The organism is Rhizobium sp. 10N414, from assembly GCF_056394785.1.
Genome location: NZ_JBFTIN010000013.1, coordinates 56,107 through 72,754 on the forward strand (window position 1 = coordinate 56,107; position 16,648 = coordinate 72,754).

General features: G+C 60.9%; 20 protein-coding genes. 9 read left to right on the forward strand and 11 right to left on the reverse strand.

What is annotated here, in order from left to right; genetic code table 11:
* Positions 1-22: 22 nt before the first annotated feature.
* Positions 23-805 (reverse strand): endonuclease III, encoded by a 783-nt coding sequence (gene nth, locus AC1DE4_RS14385; RefSeq protein WP_018856487.1) that lies wholly within the window; start codon positions 803-805, stop codon positions 23-25.
* Positions 806-827: 22 nt separating this feature from the next.
* Between nth and AC1DE4_RS14390 the strand changes: the two genes are divergently transcribed.
* From AC1DE4_RS14390 to AC1DE4_RS14400, 3 genes are all read left to right on the forward strand, one after another.
* Entirely contained in the window at positions 828-1,325 is a 498-nt protein-coding gene (locus AC1DE4_RS14390) for a DUF2244 domain-containing protein (protein ID WP_112646056.1), read from the forward strand.
* Positions 1,326-1,394: 69 nt separating this feature from the next.
* Positions 1,395-2,267, forward strand: a complete 873-nt coding sequence (locus tag AC1DE4_RS14395) for a methylated-DNA--[protein]-cysteine S-methyltransferase (RefSeq protein WP_062374322.1) — start codon at positions 1,395-1,397, stop codon at positions 2,265-2,267.
* 114 nt (positions 2,268-2,381) lie between these two features.
* Positions 2,382-2,861 carry a hypothetical protein gene (locus AC1DE4_RS14400; protein ID WP_062374324.1) on the forward strand — a complete coding sequence of 160 codons (480 nt, stop codon included), beginning with the start codon at positions 2,382-2,384 and terminating at the stop codon, positions 2,859-2,861.
* A 20-nt stretch (positions 2,862-2,881) separates the two neighbouring features.
* Here AC1DE4_RS14400 and AC1DE4_RS14405 read toward each other — a convergent pair whose 3' ends face one another.
* On the reverse strand, positions 2,882-3,865 hold the full coding sequence (locus tag AC1DE4_RS14405; protein ID WP_025658858.1) for a sugar-binding transcriptional regulator: 984 nt from the start codon (positions 3,863-3,865) through the stop codon (positions 2,882-2,884).
* Between the two features lie 355 nt (positions 3,866-4,220).
* On the opposite strand from AC1DE4_RS14405, the gene tal reads away from it, so the two are divergent.
* The gene (gene tal, locus AC1DE4_RS14410) at positions 4,221-5,186 is read left to right on the forward strand and encodes a transaldolase (RefSeq protein WP_018856492.1); all 966 of its coding nucleotides are present in this window, start codon (positions 4,221-4,223) and stop codon (positions 5,184-5,186) included.
* Positions 5,187-5,243: 57 nt separating this feature from the next.
* Here tal and AC1DE4_RS14415 read toward each other — a convergent pair whose 3' ends face one another.
* Entirely contained in the window at positions 5,244-6,080 is an 837-nt protein-coding gene (locus tag AC1DE4_RS14415) for an amidohydrolase family protein (protein ID WP_477881823.1), read from the reverse strand.
* 208 nt (positions 6,081-6,288) lie between these two features.
* Here AC1DE4_RS14415 and AC1DE4_RS14420 point away from each other — a divergent pair, with 208 nt between their 5' ends.
* The 5 genes from AC1DE4_RS14420 to AC1DE4_RS14440 all read left to right on the forward strand — a co-directional run bounded on the left by AC1DE4_RS14420 (position 6,289) and on the right by AC1DE4_RS14440 (position 9,040).
* Entirely contained in the window at positions 6,289-7,020 is a 732-nt protein-coding gene (locus tag AC1DE4_RS14420) for an SDR family oxidoreductase (RefSeq protein ID WP_192241481.1), read from the forward strand.
* A gap of 100 nt (positions 7,021-7,120) precedes the next feature.
* Positions 7,121-7,759 carry a DUF1345 domain-containing protein gene (locus AC1DE4_RS14425; protein ID WP_192241480.1) on the forward strand — a complete coding sequence of 213 codons (639 nt, stop codon included), beginning with the start codon at positions 7,121-7,123 and terminating at the stop codon, positions 7,757-7,759.
* Positions 7,760-7,797: 38 nt separating this feature from the next.
* The gene (locus AC1DE4_RS14430; RefSeq protein WP_162763489.1) at positions 7,798-8,139 is read left to right on the forward strand and encodes a MerR family transcriptional regulator; all 342 of its coding nucleotides are present in this window, start codon (positions 7,798-7,800) and stop codon (positions 8,137-8,139) included.
* A gap of 23 nt (positions 8,140-8,162) precedes the next feature.
* Positions 8,163-8,591, forward strand: a complete 429-nt coding sequence (locus AC1DE4_RS14435) for a hypothetical protein (RefSeq protein ID WP_246779272.1) — start codon at positions 8,163-8,165, stop codon at positions 8,589-8,591.
* The gene (locus AC1DE4_RS14440) at positions 8,588-9,040 is read left to right on the forward strand and encodes an adenylate/guanylate cyclase domain-containing protein (protein WP_246779271.1); all 453 of its coding nucleotides are present in this window, start codon (positions 8,588-8,590) and stop codon (positions 9,038-9,040) included. The genes AC1DE4_RS14435 and AC1DE4_RS14440 overlap by 4 nt, the downstream gene beginning before the upstream one ends.
* Here AC1DE4_RS14440 and AC1DE4_RS14445 read toward each other — a convergent pair.
* The 8 genes from AC1DE4_RS14445 to AC1DE4_RS14480 all read right to left on the reverse strand — a co-directional run bounded on the left by AC1DE4_RS14445 (position 9,037) and on the right by AC1DE4_RS14480 (position 16,514).
* Positions 9,037-9,210: a DUF1328 domain-containing protein gene (locus AC1DE4_RS14445; RefSeq protein WP_018856498.1), complete on the reverse strand. Its 174-nt coding sequence runs from the start codon at positions 9,208-9,210 to the stop codon at positions 9,037-9,039. The genes AC1DE4_RS14440 and AC1DE4_RS14445 overlap by 4 nt on opposite strands.
* A gap of 146 nt (positions 9,211-9,356) precedes the next feature.
* On the reverse strand, positions 9,357-9,851 hold the full coding sequence (locus AC1DE4_RS14450; RefSeq protein WP_018856499.1) for an ester cyclase: 495 nt from the start codon (positions 9,849-9,851) through the stop codon (positions 9,357-9,359).
* 58 nt (positions 9,852-9,909) lie between these two features.
* The gene (locus AC1DE4_RS14455; protein WP_192241479.1) at positions 9,910-11,337 is read right to left on the reverse strand and encodes a gamma-aminobutyraldehyde dehydrogenase; all 1,428 of its coding nucleotides are present in this window, start codon (positions 11,335-11,337) and stop codon (positions 9,910-9,912) included.
* A 15-nt stretch (positions 11,338-11,352) separates the two neighbouring features.
* Positions 11,353-12,168 (reverse strand): ABC transporter permease, encoded by an 816-nt coding sequence (locus AC1DE4_RS14460; protein ID WP_018856501.1) that lies wholly within the window; start codon positions 12,166-12,168, stop codon positions 11,353-11,355.
* The gene (locus tag AC1DE4_RS14465) at positions 12,158-13,132 is read right to left on the reverse strand and encodes an ABC transporter permease (RefSeq protein WP_018856502.1); all 975 of its coding nucleotides are present in this window, start codon (positions 13,130-13,132) and stop codon (positions 12,158-12,160) included. Before AC1DE4_RS14465 ends, AC1DE4_RS14460 begins: the two co-directional genes overlap by 11 nt.
* On the reverse strand, positions 13,129-14,115 hold the full coding sequence (locus tag AC1DE4_RS14470; RefSeq protein WP_018856503.1) for an ABC transporter ATP-binding protein: 987 nt from the start codon (positions 14,113-14,115) through the stop codon (positions 13,129-13,131). The genes AC1DE4_RS14465 and AC1DE4_RS14470 overlap by 4 nt, the downstream gene beginning before the upstream one ends.
* Before the next feature lie 199 nt (positions 14,116-14,314).
* Positions 14,315-15,475, reverse strand: a complete 1,161-nt coding sequence (locus AC1DE4_RS14475; RefSeq protein ID WP_018856504.1) for an ABC transporter substrate-binding protein — start codon at positions 15,473-15,475, stop codon at positions 14,315-14,317.
* A 130-nt stretch (positions 15,476-15,605) separates the two neighbouring features.
* Positions 15,606-16,514 carry a LysR family transcriptional regulator gene (locus AC1DE4_RS14480; protein ID WP_018856505.1) on the reverse strand — a complete coding sequence of 303 codons (909 nt, stop codon included), beginning with the start codon at positions 16,512-16,514 and terminating at the stop codon, positions 15,606-15,608.
* Positions 16,515-16,648: the final 134 nt, after the last annotated feature.

A 16,648-nucleotide genomic window follows, 5' to 3' on the forward strand; every position in this document is an offset into this window, starting at 1 on the left:
AGCGCCGCGATCTGCCGCAGACTTACTCGACGGCCTCTCCAACCACTTGGCGCGGTAGCTCGACCAGCGGCGCCGGCACGTCGCAGCTCTTTTCCGGCGACTTGCAGATATCGGCGATGACGCAGCGCTCGCATTCCGGCTTGCGTGCCTTGCAGGTATAGCGGCCATGCAGGATCAGCCAGTGGTGGGCATGATAGAGATAGTGCTTCGGTACCACCTTCATCAGCCGCTCCTCGACCTCGTCGGGCGTCTTTCCCGGCGCCAGCTTGATTCGGTTGGCGATGCGGAAAATGTGTGTGTCCACCGCCATCGTCGCCTGATCGAAAGCCATGGAGAGCACGACATTGGCGGTCTTGCGGCCGACACCGGGGAGCATCACCAGCTCGTCACGCGTTTGCGGCACAGCGCCGCCGAATTTCTCGACCAGCATCTGTGAGAGAGCGATGACGTTCTTCGCCTTGTTGCGGTAGAGGCCGATCGTCTTGATGTAGTCGCGCACCCGCTCCTCGCCGAGTGCCAGCATCTTTTCGGGCGTGTCGGCAACCCTGAAGAGTGCGCGTGTCGCCTTGTTGACGCCGGCATCCGTCGCCTGGGCGGAGAGGGCTACAGCGACGACGAGCGTGAACGGGTTCGTGTGTTCCAGTTCGCCTTTCGGCTCCGGCCGCTGGATGGAGAAGCGACGGAATATCTCCTCGCGCTCGGTTTCGGAATAGGCAGAACGGACCGTTGCCGGCTTCTTCTGGCGAACGATCACTTTTGAGTTCTGCGACGATGTGACGGCGGATTTGAGTTTCGGAGTTGGCATGGAAAACCTATACTTGCCAGCCATGATGGAAAGCAACGCCGATAAAGCCGACGAACAACCTGTTTTTGCCGCCGAGCTTTTTCCTTACCGGTCGCTTGGCCGCAAGGGTTTCAAGGTGTTGCTGCTTTTGACCGGCGCAGTGTGCGGCCTGTATGGCATGTTCTTCGTCGTGACGGGCGCCTGGCCGATCGGCTTCTTCTTCGGGCTTGATTTTCTGCTCCTCTACGGCGCCTTCTGGCTGAACTATCGGTCTGGCCGCGCGCGGGAGGAAGTGACCGTGTCGCGTACGGATATTTCCGTCCGCAAGTTCGCGCCCTCCGGTCGGATGATCGAGCATCACTTCAATCCCTTCTGGACGCGCTTCTTCGTTCGCAGACATCAGGAGATAGGCATTCTTTCCATGTATATTTCCGGCGAAGGAAGGGGCACGGATATCGGCTCCTTCCTCAATCCCGATGATCGCGAGAGCTTCGCTAAGGCCTTCAAGGGGGCGCTTGCCACCGTCAAGCAACGGATTTGACCGGCACGCAAGAATCGGGTGGCTTGCGAGAGGTCACTTGACTATCTCCTTGGTACAAGGAGAAAGATCATGAATATGGTAGCCAAGCTGAACAAAGACATCACGCCTGATGGCTCTGATTACGAGACCGTGCGCCAGGTGATCGAACTCATCACCGAGGACTATCGCGATCAGCCGTCGTTGGAGACGATCGCAGCGCGGCTCAATCAGTCGCCGACGCAGTTGCAGAAGACGTTTACGCGGTGGGCCGGCCTGTCTCCGAAGGCTTTCCTGCAGGCAGTCACGCTCGACCACGCGAAGCGGCTTCTACGCGAGGAAGCTATGCCCCTTCTGGAGACCTCGATCGAGGTCGGGCTGTCCGGTCCCAGCCGCCTGCACGATCTCTTCGTCACGCATGAGGCGATGTCGCCCGGCGAATGGAAGGCCAAAGGCGGTGGGTTGACGATCCGCTACGGCTTCCATCCTTCACCCTTTGGGGTTGCGCTTGTGATGGCGACGGACCGTGGCCTCGCGGGGCTTGCTTTCAGCAATTACGGTGACGAGGCCGCGTGTCTCGATGATATGACATGCCGCTGGCCGAATGCGACCTATGTCGAGGATATCGAAGCGACGGCACCTTACGCAACGCGGATCTTCGAGCCGGGCCGCTGGACATCGGACCAGCCGCTGCGTGTCGTGCTGATCGGCACCGATTTCCAGGTGCAGGTGTGGGAAAGCCTGCTGAAGATCCCCTTCGGCAAGGCTGTCACCTACAGCGACATCGCCCACGATATCGGCCGACCGACAGCGATGCGCGCGGTTGGTGCGGCGGTCGGCGCCAATCCGATTTCCTTCGTGGTTCCCTGCCATCGCGCGCTCGGCAAAAGCGGGGCGTTGACGGGGTACCATTGGGGCCTGACGCGCAAGCGGGCCATGCTCGGCTGGGAGGCGGCGCACGCCTGATCGCGGCGACGCATCGATCCAACCTGTGGATACGCTTCCTCCCTCGGGAGTCCTGCCATCAAAAACTCAGGAATCACCTGCTTGATTCCATGGCTGGGACTCGAGGAGGCGGAAATGAACCCTGGAGAAAAGCCATGCAAGGTCGTCGGCATTGCCGTTGGCCTGCTTGCGATGTCGCTGGTTCCGGCCTGGGCGGGCTGCAAATCGGCGATGAGTAGCCCGGAATGGCCGGAGGTGGCGCGCGCGATATCGACCGCGCAGTTATGCGAACAGCTTCCCGTGGGACCCAATCGAACCAGCAGCTTCAAGGTTGTGTCTGCAGATGTCTGTTCTACGGGGGACAGTCTCGCATCCATCAGGGCGACGGCGCTATTGACCTGCGAAACTGGCGACAATTCGCTCTTCCAGATGGCGCCGGTGGAAGGCAAGGTTGTTGCCACCGTCGCCCTTGATGTGGGTGCATGCAGGATCACGGACACCCATCTAGAAATCGATGGCGAGATCGGAAGTCTTTTATCGGCACTGCCGGATACCCAGGATTTCGGGCGCAACTGGGCGCAATCGCAACTGTCGCATCTGTGCCAGCTGCGATAGCGGATGCTGGCTAAACGCCGCTAAGCCGCCTCTGCCAGGCCCAGCAGAGCCTTGGCGGCACCCTCGTCCGTGATCAGCGTGTTACAGCCGATCCGCTTGATGGTGGCACGGATTGCGACCGCGCGATGCGCGCCGCCGGATGACAGCACGATGTGCTTGGCCCTCTTCAATGTGTCGAGATCCACGGACATGACGCGGCTGTTGATCGAGTGATCGATCGTGTTGCCGTCCTTGTCGAGGAAGTTGAACATCGTGTCGCAGACGCAGCCGGCGTCGATCAGCTGCTGCAGCTCGGCCTTCGAGATCCACCCTTCCGACAGGGAGGTAGAGTGCGGGCCGATGTCGCCACAGCTGACGATCGCGAGATCCAGCGTTTCCGCCAGCCGATAGATCGTGTCCAGGCCACATTTCTCGATGAGGTTCCGCTTCGTTTCCGTCGAATCCACCAGAAGCGGGGCAAGGAACATATAGCATTCGGCGCCGAGCTGGCTCGCGAGGCGCCAGGTGTAGTCGATCGGGTTCGTCTGGTGGACGGCGACGACACCTCCGAGGAGGGAGACGACCTTGCAATTGTCGCGGCGGGGCGGCCGGAAGCTTGAGAGCGAAGCCGTCATGGTTCGGCCCCAGCCGACGCCGATTGTGTAGTCGTCTGGAATGGCCTCGGAGAGGAACTGTCCCAACGCAAGGCCAACGCTTTTTGCCAACGAGTTGGCGTCAGGCTGCGCCGGCGCCGGCACGACGATCGCTTCGTCGAGGCCATAGGCGCGCTCGAGTTTTACCGAAAGTTCGACGCAATCGCCGATCGAGTCGTTGATCCAAATCTGCACTTCGCTGCGCTTCATCGCCTCGTCGAGCAGGCGGATCACGGTCGTGCGGCTGATGCCGAGCTGTTCGGCGACATCCTTCTGCGTCAGTCCCTGATTGTAATAGAGCCAAGCCGCACGCAACCTAAGGGAGGATGCTTCGGAATAAGCCGTATGCGTGCCACGTTTGAGCTTGACCACATCTCCTCCGGAGCGAATTGCGCCCTAGATCTATCATCAAGCCAGGACAGGTTCGTTGTTCCGCCGATAATGACGGGTGTGACACTTATGTCAATTGAAATGCACAAATGTCCTTGACATATCTGGCGGGGAATAGTGATAGTCGCCGCCAAGAAGTCGCATCCGTGCGACCGAGGAGGTAATGTGCAGGTAAGCGGGACGTCCCATCGGCACTTGGCGGCCGAGGCGTGACGCCGTTTCGCGGGGATGACGCGACCGCTGCTTACACAGGCGGCTCGCAGACTGCCCATTCGTAGATTATTTGCCGGGCGAAGTTCGCATCGGCGCGCAGCTCAAGTCAAAAGGACCAGTAACCATGACATCCAAGCTTGACCACCTCCGCGAGATTACCACGGTCGTTGCCGATACCGGTGACATCGAGGCTGTTGCCCGTCTGAAGCCCGTCGATTGCACGACGAACCCAAGCATCGTGCTGAAGGCACTCGGTACGCCGATGTTCGCAGATACCGTCAAGGAAGCTGTTGCCTGGGGCAAGAAGCAGGGCGGCAATCCGGAGGCCGTTTCCGCCGCCGTTGCCGATCGCCTGGCGATCTCCGTCGGTGCTGCGCTCGTGAAGCTCGTTCCGGGCCGCGTGTCAACCGAAGTCGATGCGGACCTTTCCTTCGATACCGAAGCGTCGCTTGCCAAGGCCCGTTCGATCATCGCTGCCTACAAGGAACGCGGCATCGAGCGTGACCGCATCCTCATCAAGCTGGCTTCGACCTGGGAGGGCATTCGCGCCGCCGAAATCCTGCAGAAGGAAGGCATCGACTGCAACCTGACGCTCCTGTTCTCCAAGGCCCAGGCGGTTGCCTGCGCGGACGCCAAGGTGTTCCTGATTTCGCCGTTCGTTGGCCGCATCCTCGACTGGTACAAGAAGTCGACTGGCAAGGAATTCACGCCTGAGGAAGATCCGGGCGTCATCTCCGTCCGCGACATCTACAACTACTACAAGGCCAACGACATCAAGACGATCGTCATGGGTGCCTCGTTCCGCAGCGCCGGCGAAATCGAAGCCTTGGCCGGTTGCGATCGCCTGACGATTGCGCCGAACCTGCTCGACGAACTCTCCAACGATCAGGGCAAGCTCGAGCGCAAGCTGTCGCCTGATGTGACGAAGCCTGCCCCGAAGATCACCGTCGACGAAAAGATCTTCCGCTGGATGATGAACGAAGACGCGATGGCGACCGAAAAGCTCGCCGAAGGCATCCGTGCCTTCGCCAAGGACCTCGGTACGCTTCGCAGCAACGTTCAGAAAGAACTGCAGCTCGCAGCTGCTTAAGGCTTACGAGCGCTCCAACCAAGAAGGGCGGTGCCATCGGTGCCGCCCTTTTTCGTGTCATATCGACCAGATGCGCTTGGCGTTGGCCTGATAGAGCTTGTCGCGCTCTTCCGGGCTGCAGCCCGAGGTCAGCGCATGGGTGGCAGCGACCCAGGGTGCCAGCCCGCCGCCGAGCGTGCAAACGGGCCAGTCGCTGCCCCAGACGACGCGATCCCAACCGAAGCTGCCGATCGTATGTTCGACATACGGGCGGAGGCTCTCGACCGACCAGTTTTCGAGATCCCCATAGGCGATGACGCCTGAAATCTTTGCCGTCACGTTCGAGCGGCGGGAGAATTCCGTGATGCCCTTGCGCCAGACGTCGCTCATCCCATCCTTGATCGGCGGGTTGGCGCAATGGTCGAGAATGAAGCGAACATCCGGGCAGTGATCGACCAGCGCGAGGATGGTCTCGAATTGATGCGGGAAGACACAGAGATCGAACGTCATGCGGGTGACGGAGAGGCGCTTGATGTTCTCGCGAAACAGCGGTCGGGCGGCTGTGTCGTCGGGGGCCACGTGGAGGACGCGGCGGAAGCCTTTGACGAAGGGATCGGCAGCCGATCGCTCCAGATAGGCCGCGAAACGATCCTCCTCCGGCCGGCAGGCGGCGATGACGCCACGCACAAGACTGCCCTGGCGGCGGCTGACTTCCCTGACGTAATTCGTCTCGTCGTCGATGCGCGCCGGTGCAACGTCCACTTCCATGTGCAGCACATTGGAGATGCCGCAGCGTAGCGCATCGCGCGCATAGTCTTCATAGAGATTGTCACGATTAAGATCACCCGCGCCGGAGAGCCAGGGATAGTCGAGCGCCTGCCGGTCGACGATGTGCAGGTGTGTGTCGAAGAGCATGCGGTTCCTCCCATTCATGCCATGCTGTTTGCCGCAAGCTGCGGCGGCGGCGCCGACTGGCTTTTCAGCCACCAGATTTTTCATGCCCGGCCACACAAGATCAACTAGGCTTCCGGCGCAAACCTCGCTCCATCAGGTTGACGCCAATCTGAATATATTGTTTGCATATGAATGAATGCGCCGCAAGCGCCGGAATTTGGGAGGATGTATGAGCCACGGTCTGGAAGGCAAGAAAGTCGTCATCACGGCGGCAGGTCAGGGTATCGGTCGAGCAAGCGCTGAGCGCTTCATTTCACTCGGCGCGCATGTCTATGCGACCGATATCAACGAAAACACGCTTTCCACCCTGGAAGGCGCCGAGAAGCATGTCCTCAATGCGCTCGATGGCGACGCAGTCCGTGCCTTCGCAGCCACGATCGGCCCGATCGACGTTCTCTTCAATTGCGCAGGCTACGTTCATGCAGGCTCGATCCTCGAATGCGAGGAGAAGGACTGGGACTTTTCCTTTAACCTGAATGCCAAGGCGATGTATACGACCTGCCGTACCTTCCTTCCCGGGATGCTGGAGAAGGGGAAGGGGTCGATCGTCAACATGGCTTCGGTCGCCTCCAGTGTGAAGGGCGTTCCCAATCGCTTTGCCTACAGTGCATCGAAGGCAGCCGTGATTGGCCTCACCAAGTCGATTGCCGCCGACTTTGTTGCCAAGGGTATCCGCGCCAATGCGATCTGCCCCGGTACCGTGGACAGCCCGTCGCTGCACGAGCGCTTGCGTGCGACCGGCGACTACGAAAAGGCACTGAAGGATTTCATCGCCCGCCAGCCGATGGGTCGCATCGCCACACCCGAGGAGATCGCCGCTCTGGTGACCTATCTTGCCGGTGACGAGGCAGGCTTCACGACGGGCCAGATCCATGTCGTCGATGGCGGCTGGACCGGCTAAAGCCATATTGCTCCTGCCGCCATCAAACTGATATCAAAGGCAATCTTGCAGCGGTAGGATTGTGACGGCGGCAGACGCTGGGCGCCGGGAAAGTCAGGTCATGGAGCAACTACGCAGACACATGGTGTTCGTCGTCGCCGTGACCGCTGGACTCGTGACTTTCCTGCTGCTCACCAGCCGCGAGGTCAATCCGCAGAACCTGATTTTTGGCTGGAACGCCGGCGCCATCGTCTTTACGGCGCTCACCTGGCGCCGAATGCTGCGCGCGACCGTCGCTAGCATCCGCGAGAGAGCTGAGGATCTCGACCTTTCAGACGTCTTCCTGATGGCGCTGTCTATTTTGGCGGCGCTCGCCAGCATTGCCGGTATCGCGCTGGAACTTCATGCAGCCAAGGGGGCTGACGCAAGCGAGGCGCTCGCACGATCGCTTGGTGCAATCGCCACGATCCTGATCTCCTGGGCATTCCTGCACACCTTGTTCACGGTGCACTACGCACATCGCTTCTATGGCGGAGAGGCCAAGGGGGAAGGGCTGAAGTTTCCGGAAGGCAATGACGAGCCTATTTATTGGGACTTCCTCTACTACTCCTTCACGATCGGCGTTGCCTCACAGACGGCCGACGTTGCGACGACATCGGTCACCATGCGCAAGCTGACGCTCCTGCATTCCATCCTCTCATTCCTGTTCAATACGACGATCCTGGCCCTTGCCATCAATGTCGGAGCAAGTCTGCTCTAACGCCTTTGGCTGCGTGGAGGGACACACGGATTTGATGTATGAAGCAATCTCATCCCCCAGAGGTTGCCGTGATGGAAGCATTGCCGTGTGAGAGATTGTTGGTCCTTGCCGGCTGTGACGATGCCCGCTTGCGTGATCTCGAGCGCCTAGAGATCATTGGTCCTGGATACACAGGCTATGCCGCAAGCGATGTCAGCCGGCTCCGATTGATAGTTGCCCTGCAGGAAGCCGGCATCAGCCTCGATGTGCTGGCGGAAGGTCTGAGGCGGCGGATCTTTACTCTGGAGTTCGCCAATCAGCTGATGTTCGAGCCCGTAGCGATGACCGAGGCGTTGTTTCGGCCGAGGTGGCGGCAGGGCAACTGGATCTCGACGAGCTGAATGGCATAAGGGCATGCGCCAGCTTGCCGCCGCTTTCAGCGGATCAACCGCTTCGCGAGGACGATGCGGAATTTATCTGGCTGTTGGCGGAGTGCAGGCAGCTTGGTGCCTCCGTTGTCGGGATGGAGCGGGTGCTGCGCGTTTTCGGTCAGTCGGTTCGCCGCTGTGTCGACACGATGCGCGACCTCTTCCGCGGCGAGGTCGAAGAGCCGATGCTGAATGCGGGCCTTAGCTACCATCATCTTTTCGAGGTTGCCGCCACCAAGCGCTTGGCACTACAGCGGATCGGCTTCCGGATGCTGTTCCTGCTGCAGCGGCGGATGCTGGAGGAGGCGGTGTTCGACAATATCGTCGGAAGGCTGCAGGATGCCCTGCGCGAACACGGGCTGGAGCCTGGCGACGAGGACAGCCTGCCGGCCGTGGCCCCGACCTTTCCGGCTTCACGGGCTTGACGCGTGAGATTGGCGATGTGTCTGCCGCCGAGAAGGCCGCCCGTTTTGAAGCAATCGCCCAACGGCTTTCATGCGCGTTCGACGGACGTATCGTCAAGCCACTGGGCGACGGCGTCATGATGCTGTTTCCGGATGCAGCCTCGGCGGTGCAAGCATCGCTATCGCTGGTGGAGCAGAGCCGTTTGGATGAGTTGCCGCCTGTGCGGGTCGGTGTAGCGACGGGGCAGGTTGTGCCTCGTGACGGGGATATTTTCGGCCGGACGGTCAATCTCGCGGCGCGCGTTTCGGCCGTTGCCGGGCCGTCCCAAACACTTGTCTGCCTCAATACGCGTGCTGCCGCGGAAGCGGCAGCACGCGGTCTTGCCTTCCAGGGTCTGGGAGCTGTTTCCCTGAAAGGCTTCAAGGACTCGGTGCCTCTCTTTGCCGCCCAACGCGCGGCGGCAGGTTAAAGCACCGCATTGCCGGCCATCAGCGCCAGAATCAGGAAGATCAGGAAGATCACCAGCGCGATGCCGAAGAGAACGCGAGCAATCGTTGCCGTTGCGGCCGAGATGCCGGAGAAGCCGAAGAAACCGGCAATCAGCGAAATAACGAAGAATATGAGAGCCCATCTAAGCATGGATTTTTTCCTTTTTGCTCATCGTTTAGATGACGCAGGGCGAGGAAATTTGTTCCATATTTTACGCAACCGGTGGGCGCAGCCCGCAGCGGTAGCTGAAAGCGTTGGCGACGCCCCTGGGGAGCGCCGCCGGCCGGATTGCCATGTTACATCAGGCCCAGTTGCTTGTAGAAGCCAAGGGCGTCGTAGTAGTCCGACTGCTGCTTGATCACGTTGTTCTCAATGACGAAGACCGAGGCACCGTCGAAGGAGAAGGACTTGTCGGTTGCCTTGGTCCCATCGGCCCAAGGACCGCTGTTCTTCCCTGAGAAGGTCCACTCGAAGGAAACCTTGTTTCCGCTGACGATCGGATCACCCCGCATCTCCCATTTCAGATCCGGCGCAGCGGTCATGAAGTTGTCGATCACGGCCGCCTTGGCCTCGGCCTTGCCGACGGTCGGCTTGCCAACCGATGCGTCGTAGTAGCTGATCTTGTCATCGAAATAGGAAGCGGCCTTGCCGGCATCGTGGGCGTTCCATGCGGCCAGGTACTGTTGAACGACCTCAACCGGCGTCTGATCGGCCGCATAGACCGGCATGGCCGAAAGCGTCGAGGCGAGACAGATGCCACCGAAGGCGGCAAGAATGGTACGGCGTTTCATTTCGACTCCCCTTTTGTTGCATGTTCTTGTTTGCAGGTTACGGCCCGGCCGCGCGGGATCAACCGTGGTTGATCATTACGTGCCGGACGGCGGTGTAGTCCTCCAGTGCGTAGACGGACATGTCCTTGCCATAGCCTGATTGCTTCAGGCCGCCATGCGGCATTTCGTTGGTGAGCATGAAGTGTGTGTTGATCCAGGTGCAGCCATATTGCAGGCGGGCGGCAGTTTTCATGCCGCGGCTGATGTCCTTGGTCCAGACCGACGAAGCGAGGCCGTAGTCGCTGTCGTTCGCCCAGGTGACGGCATCCTCGACATCGGTGAAGCGGGTGACGGAAACGACCGGACCGAAAACCTCGCGGCGAACGATCTCGTCATCCTGCGTGGCGCCGGCGACGACCGTCGGCGTGTAGAAAAAGCCCTTGTCGCCGGAGGTCTTGCCACCGGTGGTGATTTCCATGTGCTTGTGTTCGGACGCGCGGGCGACGAAGCTTTCGACGCGGTCGCGCTGGCGCTTGGAGATCAGTGGGCCGATCTCGTTCTCGGTGTCGTCGGCCTGATTGAACTTGATCGAGGAGACGGCTGAGGAGAGGTCGGCGACGAATCTGTCGTAGACCTTCGCATCGGCGTAGATGCGGCAGGCGGCGGTGCAGTCCTGGCCGGCATTGTAGTAGCCGAAGGTCCGGATGCCCGCGACAACAGCGTCGATGTCGGCGTCGTCGAAGACGATGACCGGCGCCTTGCCGCCGAGTTCCAGGTGGGTGCGCTTCACGGTCTTGGCGGCTGCCTGCAGAACTTTCTTGCCGGTAGCGACGTCGCCTGTGATCGAGACCATCGAAATCTTCGGATGATTGATCAGGGCATTGCCGACGCTCTCGCCGCGGCCGAGGATGACGTTGACGACGCCTTCCGGCAGGATATCGGCAAGCAGCTTCGCCATCTTAAGTGCGGTGAGCGGCGTCTGTTCGGAGGGCTTGAAGACGACGGTGTTGCCGCCGGCGATTGCCGGAGCCAGCTTCCAGGCCATCATCATCAGCGGATAGTTCCACGGCGCGATGGAGCCGATGATACCGACCGGATCGCGGCGGATCATTGATGTATGACCAGGCAGGTATTCGCCGGCGACGGGGCCGTGCAGATTGCGGACGGCGCCTGCAAAGAAGCGGTAGCAATCGACGATTGCCGGGATTTCGTCGTTCAACACGGCATTGATCGGCTTGCCGCAGTTCAGGGCTTCCAGCGCGGCAAACCCCTCGGCGTCCTTCTCGATCGCATCGGCGATCTTGAGGAGGTAGCTGGAGCGTTGGCCCGGTGTCGTCTGCGACCAGTCCTGGAATGCGGATTCTGCGGCGTCGACGGCAGCGTCGATCTGGGCAAGCGAGGCTTCCGGCAGGTCAAGCACGGTCTCGCCCGTCTTCGGGTTCAGGATGTGCTCTTCCGTTTCCGTGCCCGCTTCGAAACGGGACCCAATCAGCATCGCGGTGTCCATGATGTTCTCCCTTAATTATTTGCCGGCTCCGGCGACCTGGTCGCCGTCGCGAGTGAGGTAGTAGGCTGCCAGGATCGGCAGGAAAGTGACGAGCACGACGACCATCGCGACCACATTGGTGACCGGGCGTTGGCGTGGGCGGATGAGTTCTTCGAGCATCCAGATCGGCAGCGTCGATTGCTGGCCGCCGGTGAAGGTGGTGACGATGACTTCGTCGAAGGACAGCGCGAAGGCGAGCATGCCGCCGGCCAGAAGCGCGGTCCCGATGTTCGGCAGGATGACGTGGCGGAAGGTCTGGAAACCGTCGGCGCCTAGATCCATCGATGCCTCGATCAGTGAACCCGAGGTGCGGCGGAAGCGGGCGACGGCGTTGTTGTAGACGACAACGACGCAGAAGGTCGCGTGACCGAGCACGATCGTCCAGACCGAAAATGGAATGTCGAACAGGCTGAAGGCCGAGCGCAGTGCAATGCCGGTGATGATGCCGGGCAGCGCGATCGGTAGGATGACGAGGAGCGAGATTGCTTCACGGCCGAAGAACTTCGTCTGGCTTACTGCGGCTGCGCAGAGCGTGCCGAGCACCAGCGCGATCGCGGTGGCGATGCAGGCGACCTGCACGGAGAGGCCGAGCGCTGACCAGACATCCGGGCGGTTCCACGCGATGGCGAGCCATTGCGTCGTCAGTCCCGGTGGCGGCCATTGATAGCTCTTCTCTTCCGTCGTGAAGGCATAGACGAAGATCAAGAGGATCGGCAGGTGTAGGAAGAGCAGGCCACCGGCTGCGGCGATCTTTAGAAGCAGCGGTGAACGCTGGGAACGGTCAGAGCGCATCGAAGGCCCCCTGTTTCTTGGCCAGCCAGAGATAAACGGCCATGATGACGATCGGGACGACGGAGAAGGCGGCCGCGAGCGGGACGTTGCCCGCGGTGCCCTGCTGGGCATAGACCGCCTGGCCGATGAAGAGGCGCGACGAACCGATGATCTGCGGGATGATGTAGTCGCCTAATGTCAGCGAGAAGGTGAAGATCGAGCCGGCGACGATACCGGGCAGCGCCAGCGGGAAAAGTACGGTGCGGAAGGTCTGGCTCGGTGTGGCGCCGAGATCGGACGACGCCTCGATCAGGTTGCCTGGGACGCGTTCGAGTGCTGCCTGTGTCGGCAGGATCATGTAGGGCAGCCAGACATAGACGAAGACGACAAACGTACCGAGATAGCTGACCGACAGCGAATTGCCACCGACAACGGGCAGGTTGAGGATGCCGTCGAGCAGCCAGGACAGGTGCAGCTTCTCGAAGATCCAGGTGAGGATGCCTTCCTTCGCGAGGATGAGTTTCCAGGCGTAGATCTTCACGAGATAGCTCGACCACAGCGGCAGCATGACACCGAGGTAGAACAGCGCCTTCCATTTGCCCTGCGCATAGCGAGCAGCGTAGTAGGCGATGGGAAAGGCGACGACGGCAGAAGCCAGTGTCACCAGCGCCGCCATGATGATGGTGCGGATGATGATGTCAAAATTCGTCGGGCTGAGGAGTTGCGCATAGGTCGCAAGCGTGAACTCGTAATTCACCAGGCCCGAGAAATCATCGATCGAGAAGAAGCTCTGCAGGAGCAGCGCGATCAGTGAGCCGATGTAGATGATGCCGAGCCACAGGAGCGGCGGCGTCAGCATCAGGAAGAGCAGCAGTCTAGGATGGCGCCAGAAGGCGTCCGAGAGCTGTCCGAAGAAACCGCCGCGACCGGGAAGGATCGAGGTCTCGCGCAGTTCCGCCGGTTTGGTGAGGGCAAGCGCTGTCATGCTGCGTCATCCATGTAATGCACGTCGACGGGCTGCCAGACGAGGCGGACGCTTGTGCCGACATCCGGCACGTTGGCGCCGGCCGGCAGCATGACGTGCAGGCGGGTGCCGCGGATATCGACCGAGAGGCGGGTTGCCGCGCCGAGGAAGCTTGCATGCTCCACACGCGCCTCAACGCCTTCGCCGGCGACGTGGATCGCTTCCGGACGCAGGCTCGCCCAGCGCTTCTCGCCGCCGAGCGCGGTCATCATATCGGGCGCAATGACATTGGAGGAGCCGACGAAATCCGCGACGAAGCGCGTCTTCGGGCGCCGATAGATGTCGTGCGGCGTACCTTCCTGGACGATGCCGCCGTTGTTGAAGACGGCGACGCGGTCGGCCATCGACAGGGCCTCGCCCTGGTCGTGGGTGACGAAGATGAAGGTGATGCCGAGCGCGCGCTGCAGGCTCTTCAATTCCTCCTGCATCTGCTCGCGCAGCTTCAGGTCGAGCGCGCCGAGCGGTTCGTCGAGGAGAAGGACTTTCGGCTTGTTGACGAGGGCGCGGGCGAGCGCCACACGCTGCCGCTGGCCGCCGGAGAGCTGTCCGGGTTTGCGCGCGCCGTAACCGGGAAGCTTCACAAGCTCCAGCGCCTGCTCGGCGGCTTTGGTGCGCTCTGGCCTACCGACACCCTTGACCATCAGCCCGTAGGCGACGTTGTCGAGGATGTTGAGATGCGGGAAGAGCGCGTAGTCCTGGAAGACGGTGTTGACGTTGCGGCGATAGGGCGGGATGCCTTCGGCGGTCTCACCGAAGATTTCGATGTGGCCGCCCGTCGGCTGCTCGAAGCCTGCGATCAGGCGCAGGCAGGTTGTCTTGCCGGAGCCGGAAGGGCCAAGCATGGCGAAGAACTCGCCGGGCGCGATTTCGAGATCGACGCTGTCGACGGCGCGGACCGGCCCGAAATGGCGCGAGACCTGTTGGAAACGGACGGCGGGAATCATTGTAAAACTCCGGGATGTTGCGTCTTTCATCTTCCCAGCGGGAAGGATGCGGCCCAAGGGGCCCCGACGAGGGGACAATTCGGCGTTCCGTCGTTGCCCCCAGCGCTCGGACGTTTCGCTCTTGTCTTCATTGTCCCCTCGCCTTGCCCTCAGCGGGCGCCTTCTCCGCTTGCGGAGAAGGAGAGGTTGTGCGGGCGGATTATCGTCCGCCGATCACACCGATATAGTCGGAGACCCAACGGTGATACGGTACGCACTCGCCCTGCGTTGCGCATTTGGCCGTCGGCGTTCTCCAGAACTTGATCTTGTCGAAGTGATCATAACCGTTCGTTGAGCAACCCTCGTCGGTCAGCAGCTCGTTGCCCTTGCAGGCAGCGGGAACGGAAGGAACGGCGCCGAACCAGGCAGCGGCATCGCCCTGGACCTTGGCCTGCAGCGAATGCTCCATCCACATGTAGGCGCAATTCGGGTGTTCGCTGTCGACATGCAGCATGGTCGTGTCAGCCCAGCCGGTGGCCCCTTCTTCCGGGAAGGTGGAGGCGATCTTCTGTTTGTCGGCTTGCATCAGGTTGACCTGGAACGGCCAGGAACCGGAGGCCACGACGCCTTCGTTCTTGAAGTCGTCGATCTGGATCATCGCGTCGTGCCAGTAGCGGGAGACGAGCTTGCGCTGGCCGCGCAGCAGGTCGAGCGCCGCCTTGTACTGGTCTTCGTTCAGTTCATAGGGATCCTTGATGCCGAGTTCCGGCTTGTGCGCCATCAGGTAGAGAGCGGCATCGGCAACGTAGATCGGACCATCATAGGCCTGAACACGGCCCTTGTTGGACTTGCCGTCGGGAAGGGTTTCTTCCTCGAAAACGACCTTCCAGCTGGTCGGTGCCTTATCCTTGAAGGCATCGGTGTTATACATCAGCACGTTCGGCCCCCAGAGATAGGGAACGCCGTAGTGGACGTCTTTGACCGTGTACCATGCGCCTTTCTGCAGGCGCGGATCGACGTTCTTGAAGCTCGGGATGAGATCGGTGTTGATCGGCTGGACACGCTTGCCTGCGATCAGGCGAAGCGACGCGTCGCCGGAGGCCGTGACGAGGTCGAATCCGCCTTCGTTCATCAGCGAGACCATTTCGTCGGAGGTCGCCGCCGTCTTGACCGACACTTTGCAGCCGGTTTCCTTTTCGAAGCCGGTGACCCAGTCGTAGCTCTTGTCGCTTTCACCGCGTTCGATGTAGCCCGCCCAGGCTACGATGCTGACAGCACCTTCGCCCTTGCCAAGCGCCTTCAGCGGTTCGGCTGCGGCAACCTGCGTCACGAAGCTCACGCTCGCGAGGGCAGCAGTGCACGATTTCAGAAGATATTTCATCTGATGTCTCCCGGTTGTTGCCACTTTTCGTGGCGTTATGTTCCCGGTTGAAAGGTGCGCTGAATTTTCCGGTTTCGCAAATTCATTTATCAGAAAGGCGATATCGGAATATCCGATATCGTCCGAAGGATCACCGGGGCCGGCCGGATCGCAGGGCTTCTGCGATGCCCACGAAGTCGCGCGCCGCTTGCGGCAAACTCGAGCCCTTTCGCCAGACCATGCCGACCTGGACGACCGGAAGGGAGCCGGACACGTCACGGCTCTCGATTCGGTCGCCTTCCAGCGACCAGGGGCGATAGACCAGGTCGGGCAATAGCGCCACGCCGGCACCGGTCGCGACCAGACTGCGTACCGCTTCCACCGAGCGCGTGCGGAAGGCGACATGCGGCCGTGCGCCAAGCGCCGACAGCAGCTTGCCGGTGTTTTCCTCGATTTCGTCGACGGTCAGCATGATCAGCGGTTCGCGAGCGATGTCCGCCACGGAAATGATGTCGGCGGAAACGAGTGGATGGCCCATGGGCAACCACAACCGGTAAGGTGACGTCTCCAGGATCTCTGCCTGCAGGGCCATGCGGTCGCGCAGGTTGGAAATGACCATGACGGCCACATCCAGTTCGCCGCCGACCAGCAGGTGCTCGAGATAGCCGCCATTGTCTTCGATTGCGCTGACTTCGACGCCCGGGCAGGCGCGGCGATAGCGGGCCAGGAGGTCGGAGAGCACATAGCCGGCGACGAGCGAGGTGACGCCGATGTTGAGTTTGCCGGAGATCTCGTTCTGCTTGCCGGAAAAGCTGGTGCGCGCATCCGTCACGCTTGCCAGGATTTTCGTCGCATGGCGAAGGAACTGATGGCCATTGTGGGTGATCGTCAGGCCGCGTGGATGACGCTCGAAAAGCTCGACGCCGAGGTCGGTTTCAAGCTCCTTGAGGGCCTCCGTGACCGACGATTGCGAGATCGAAAGGTTCTGCGCGGCGCGCGTTACAGAGCCCTGCTCGGCGACGGCAACGAAGTACTGGATCTGGCGAAGCGTGAAGGCCATCAGCCGTTAGAGCATGGCCGTGAGGACATTGGCAAGCATAGGGAAAGCTTGGACCTTTTTTGGTGTTAATCCCATACTGATGCAAACTTAGAGCCCGCGTTTAAGTATTCGGAAACGTCATTTCTCTAGCGTCG

What these genes read in the sequence shown, in the direction of transcription:
- nth (WP_018856487.1), bottom strand. Translation starts at nt 805, where the DNA reads ATGCCAACTCCGAAACTCAAATCCGCCGTCACATCGTCGCAGAACTCA.
- AC1DE4_RS14390 (WP_112646056.1), top strand. Translation starts at nt 828, where the DNA reads ATGATGGAAAGCAACGCCGATAAAGCCGACGAACAACCTGTTTTTGCC.
- AC1DE4_RS14395 (WP_062374322.1), top strand. Translation starts at nt 1,395, where the DNA reads ATGAATATGGTAGCCAAGCTGAACAAAGACATCACGCCTGATGGCTCT.
- AC1DE4_RS14400 (WP_062374324.1), top strand. Translation starts at nt 2,382, where the DNA reads ATGAACCCTGGAGAAAAGCCATGCAAGGTCGTCGGCATTGCCGTTGGC.
- tal (WP_018856492.1), top strand. Translation starts at nt 4,221, where the DNA reads ATGACATCCAAGCTTGACCACCTCCGCGAGATTACCACGGTCGTTGCC.
- AC1DE4_RS14415 (WP_477881823.1), bottom strand. Translation starts at nt 6,080, where the DNA reads ATGCTCTTCGACACACACCTGCACATCGTCGACCGGCAGGCGCTCGAC.
- AC1DE4_RS14420 (WP_192241481.1), top strand. Translation starts at nt 6,289, where the DNA reads ATGAGCCACGGTCTGGAAGGCAAGAAAGTCGTCATCACGGCGGCAGGT.
- AC1DE4_RS14425 (WP_192241480.1), top strand. Translation starts at nt 7,121, where the DNA reads ATGGAGCAACTACGCAGACACATGGTGTTCGTCGTCGCCGTGACCGCT.
- AC1DE4_RS14430 (WP_162763489.1), top strand. Translation starts at nt 7,798, where the DNA reads ATGAAGCAATCTCATCCCCCAGAGGTTGCCGTGATGGAAGCATTGCCG.
- AC1DE4_RS14445 (WP_018856498.1), bottom strand. Translation starts at nt 9,210, where the DNA reads ATGCTTAGATGGGCTCTCATATTCTTCGTTATTTCGCTGATTGCCGGT.
- AC1DE4_RS14450 (WP_018856499.1), bottom strand. Translation starts at nt 9,851, where the DNA reads ATGAAACGCCGTACCATTCTTGCCGCCTTCGGTGGCATCTGTCTCGCC.
- AC1DE4_RS14455 (WP_192241479.1), bottom strand. Translation starts at nt 11,337, where the DNA reads ATGGACACCGCGATGCTGATTGGGTCCCGTTTCGAAGCGGGCACGGAA.
- AC1DE4_RS14460 (WP_018856501.1), bottom strand. Translation starts at nt 12,168, where the DNA reads ATGCGCTCTGACCGTTCCCAGCGTTCACCGCTGCTTCTAAAGATCGCC.
- AC1DE4_RS14465 (WP_018856502.1), bottom strand. Translation starts at nt 13,132, where the DNA reads ATGACAGCGCTTGCCCTCACCAAACCGGCGGAACTGCGCGAGACCTCG.
- AC1DE4_RS14470 (WP_018856503.1), bottom strand. Translation starts at nt 14,115, where the DNA reads ATGATTCCCGCCGTCCGTTTCCAACAGGTCTCGCGCCATTTCGGGCCG.
- AC1DE4_RS14475 (WP_018856504.1), bottom strand. Translation starts at nt 15,475, where the DNA reads ATGAAATATCTTCTGAAATCGTGCACTGCTGCCCTCGCGAGCGTGAGC.
- AC1DE4_RS14480 (WP_018856505.1), bottom strand. Translation starts at nt 16,514, where the DNA reads ATGGCCTTCACGCTTCGCCAGATCCAGTACTTCGTTGCCGTCGCCGAG.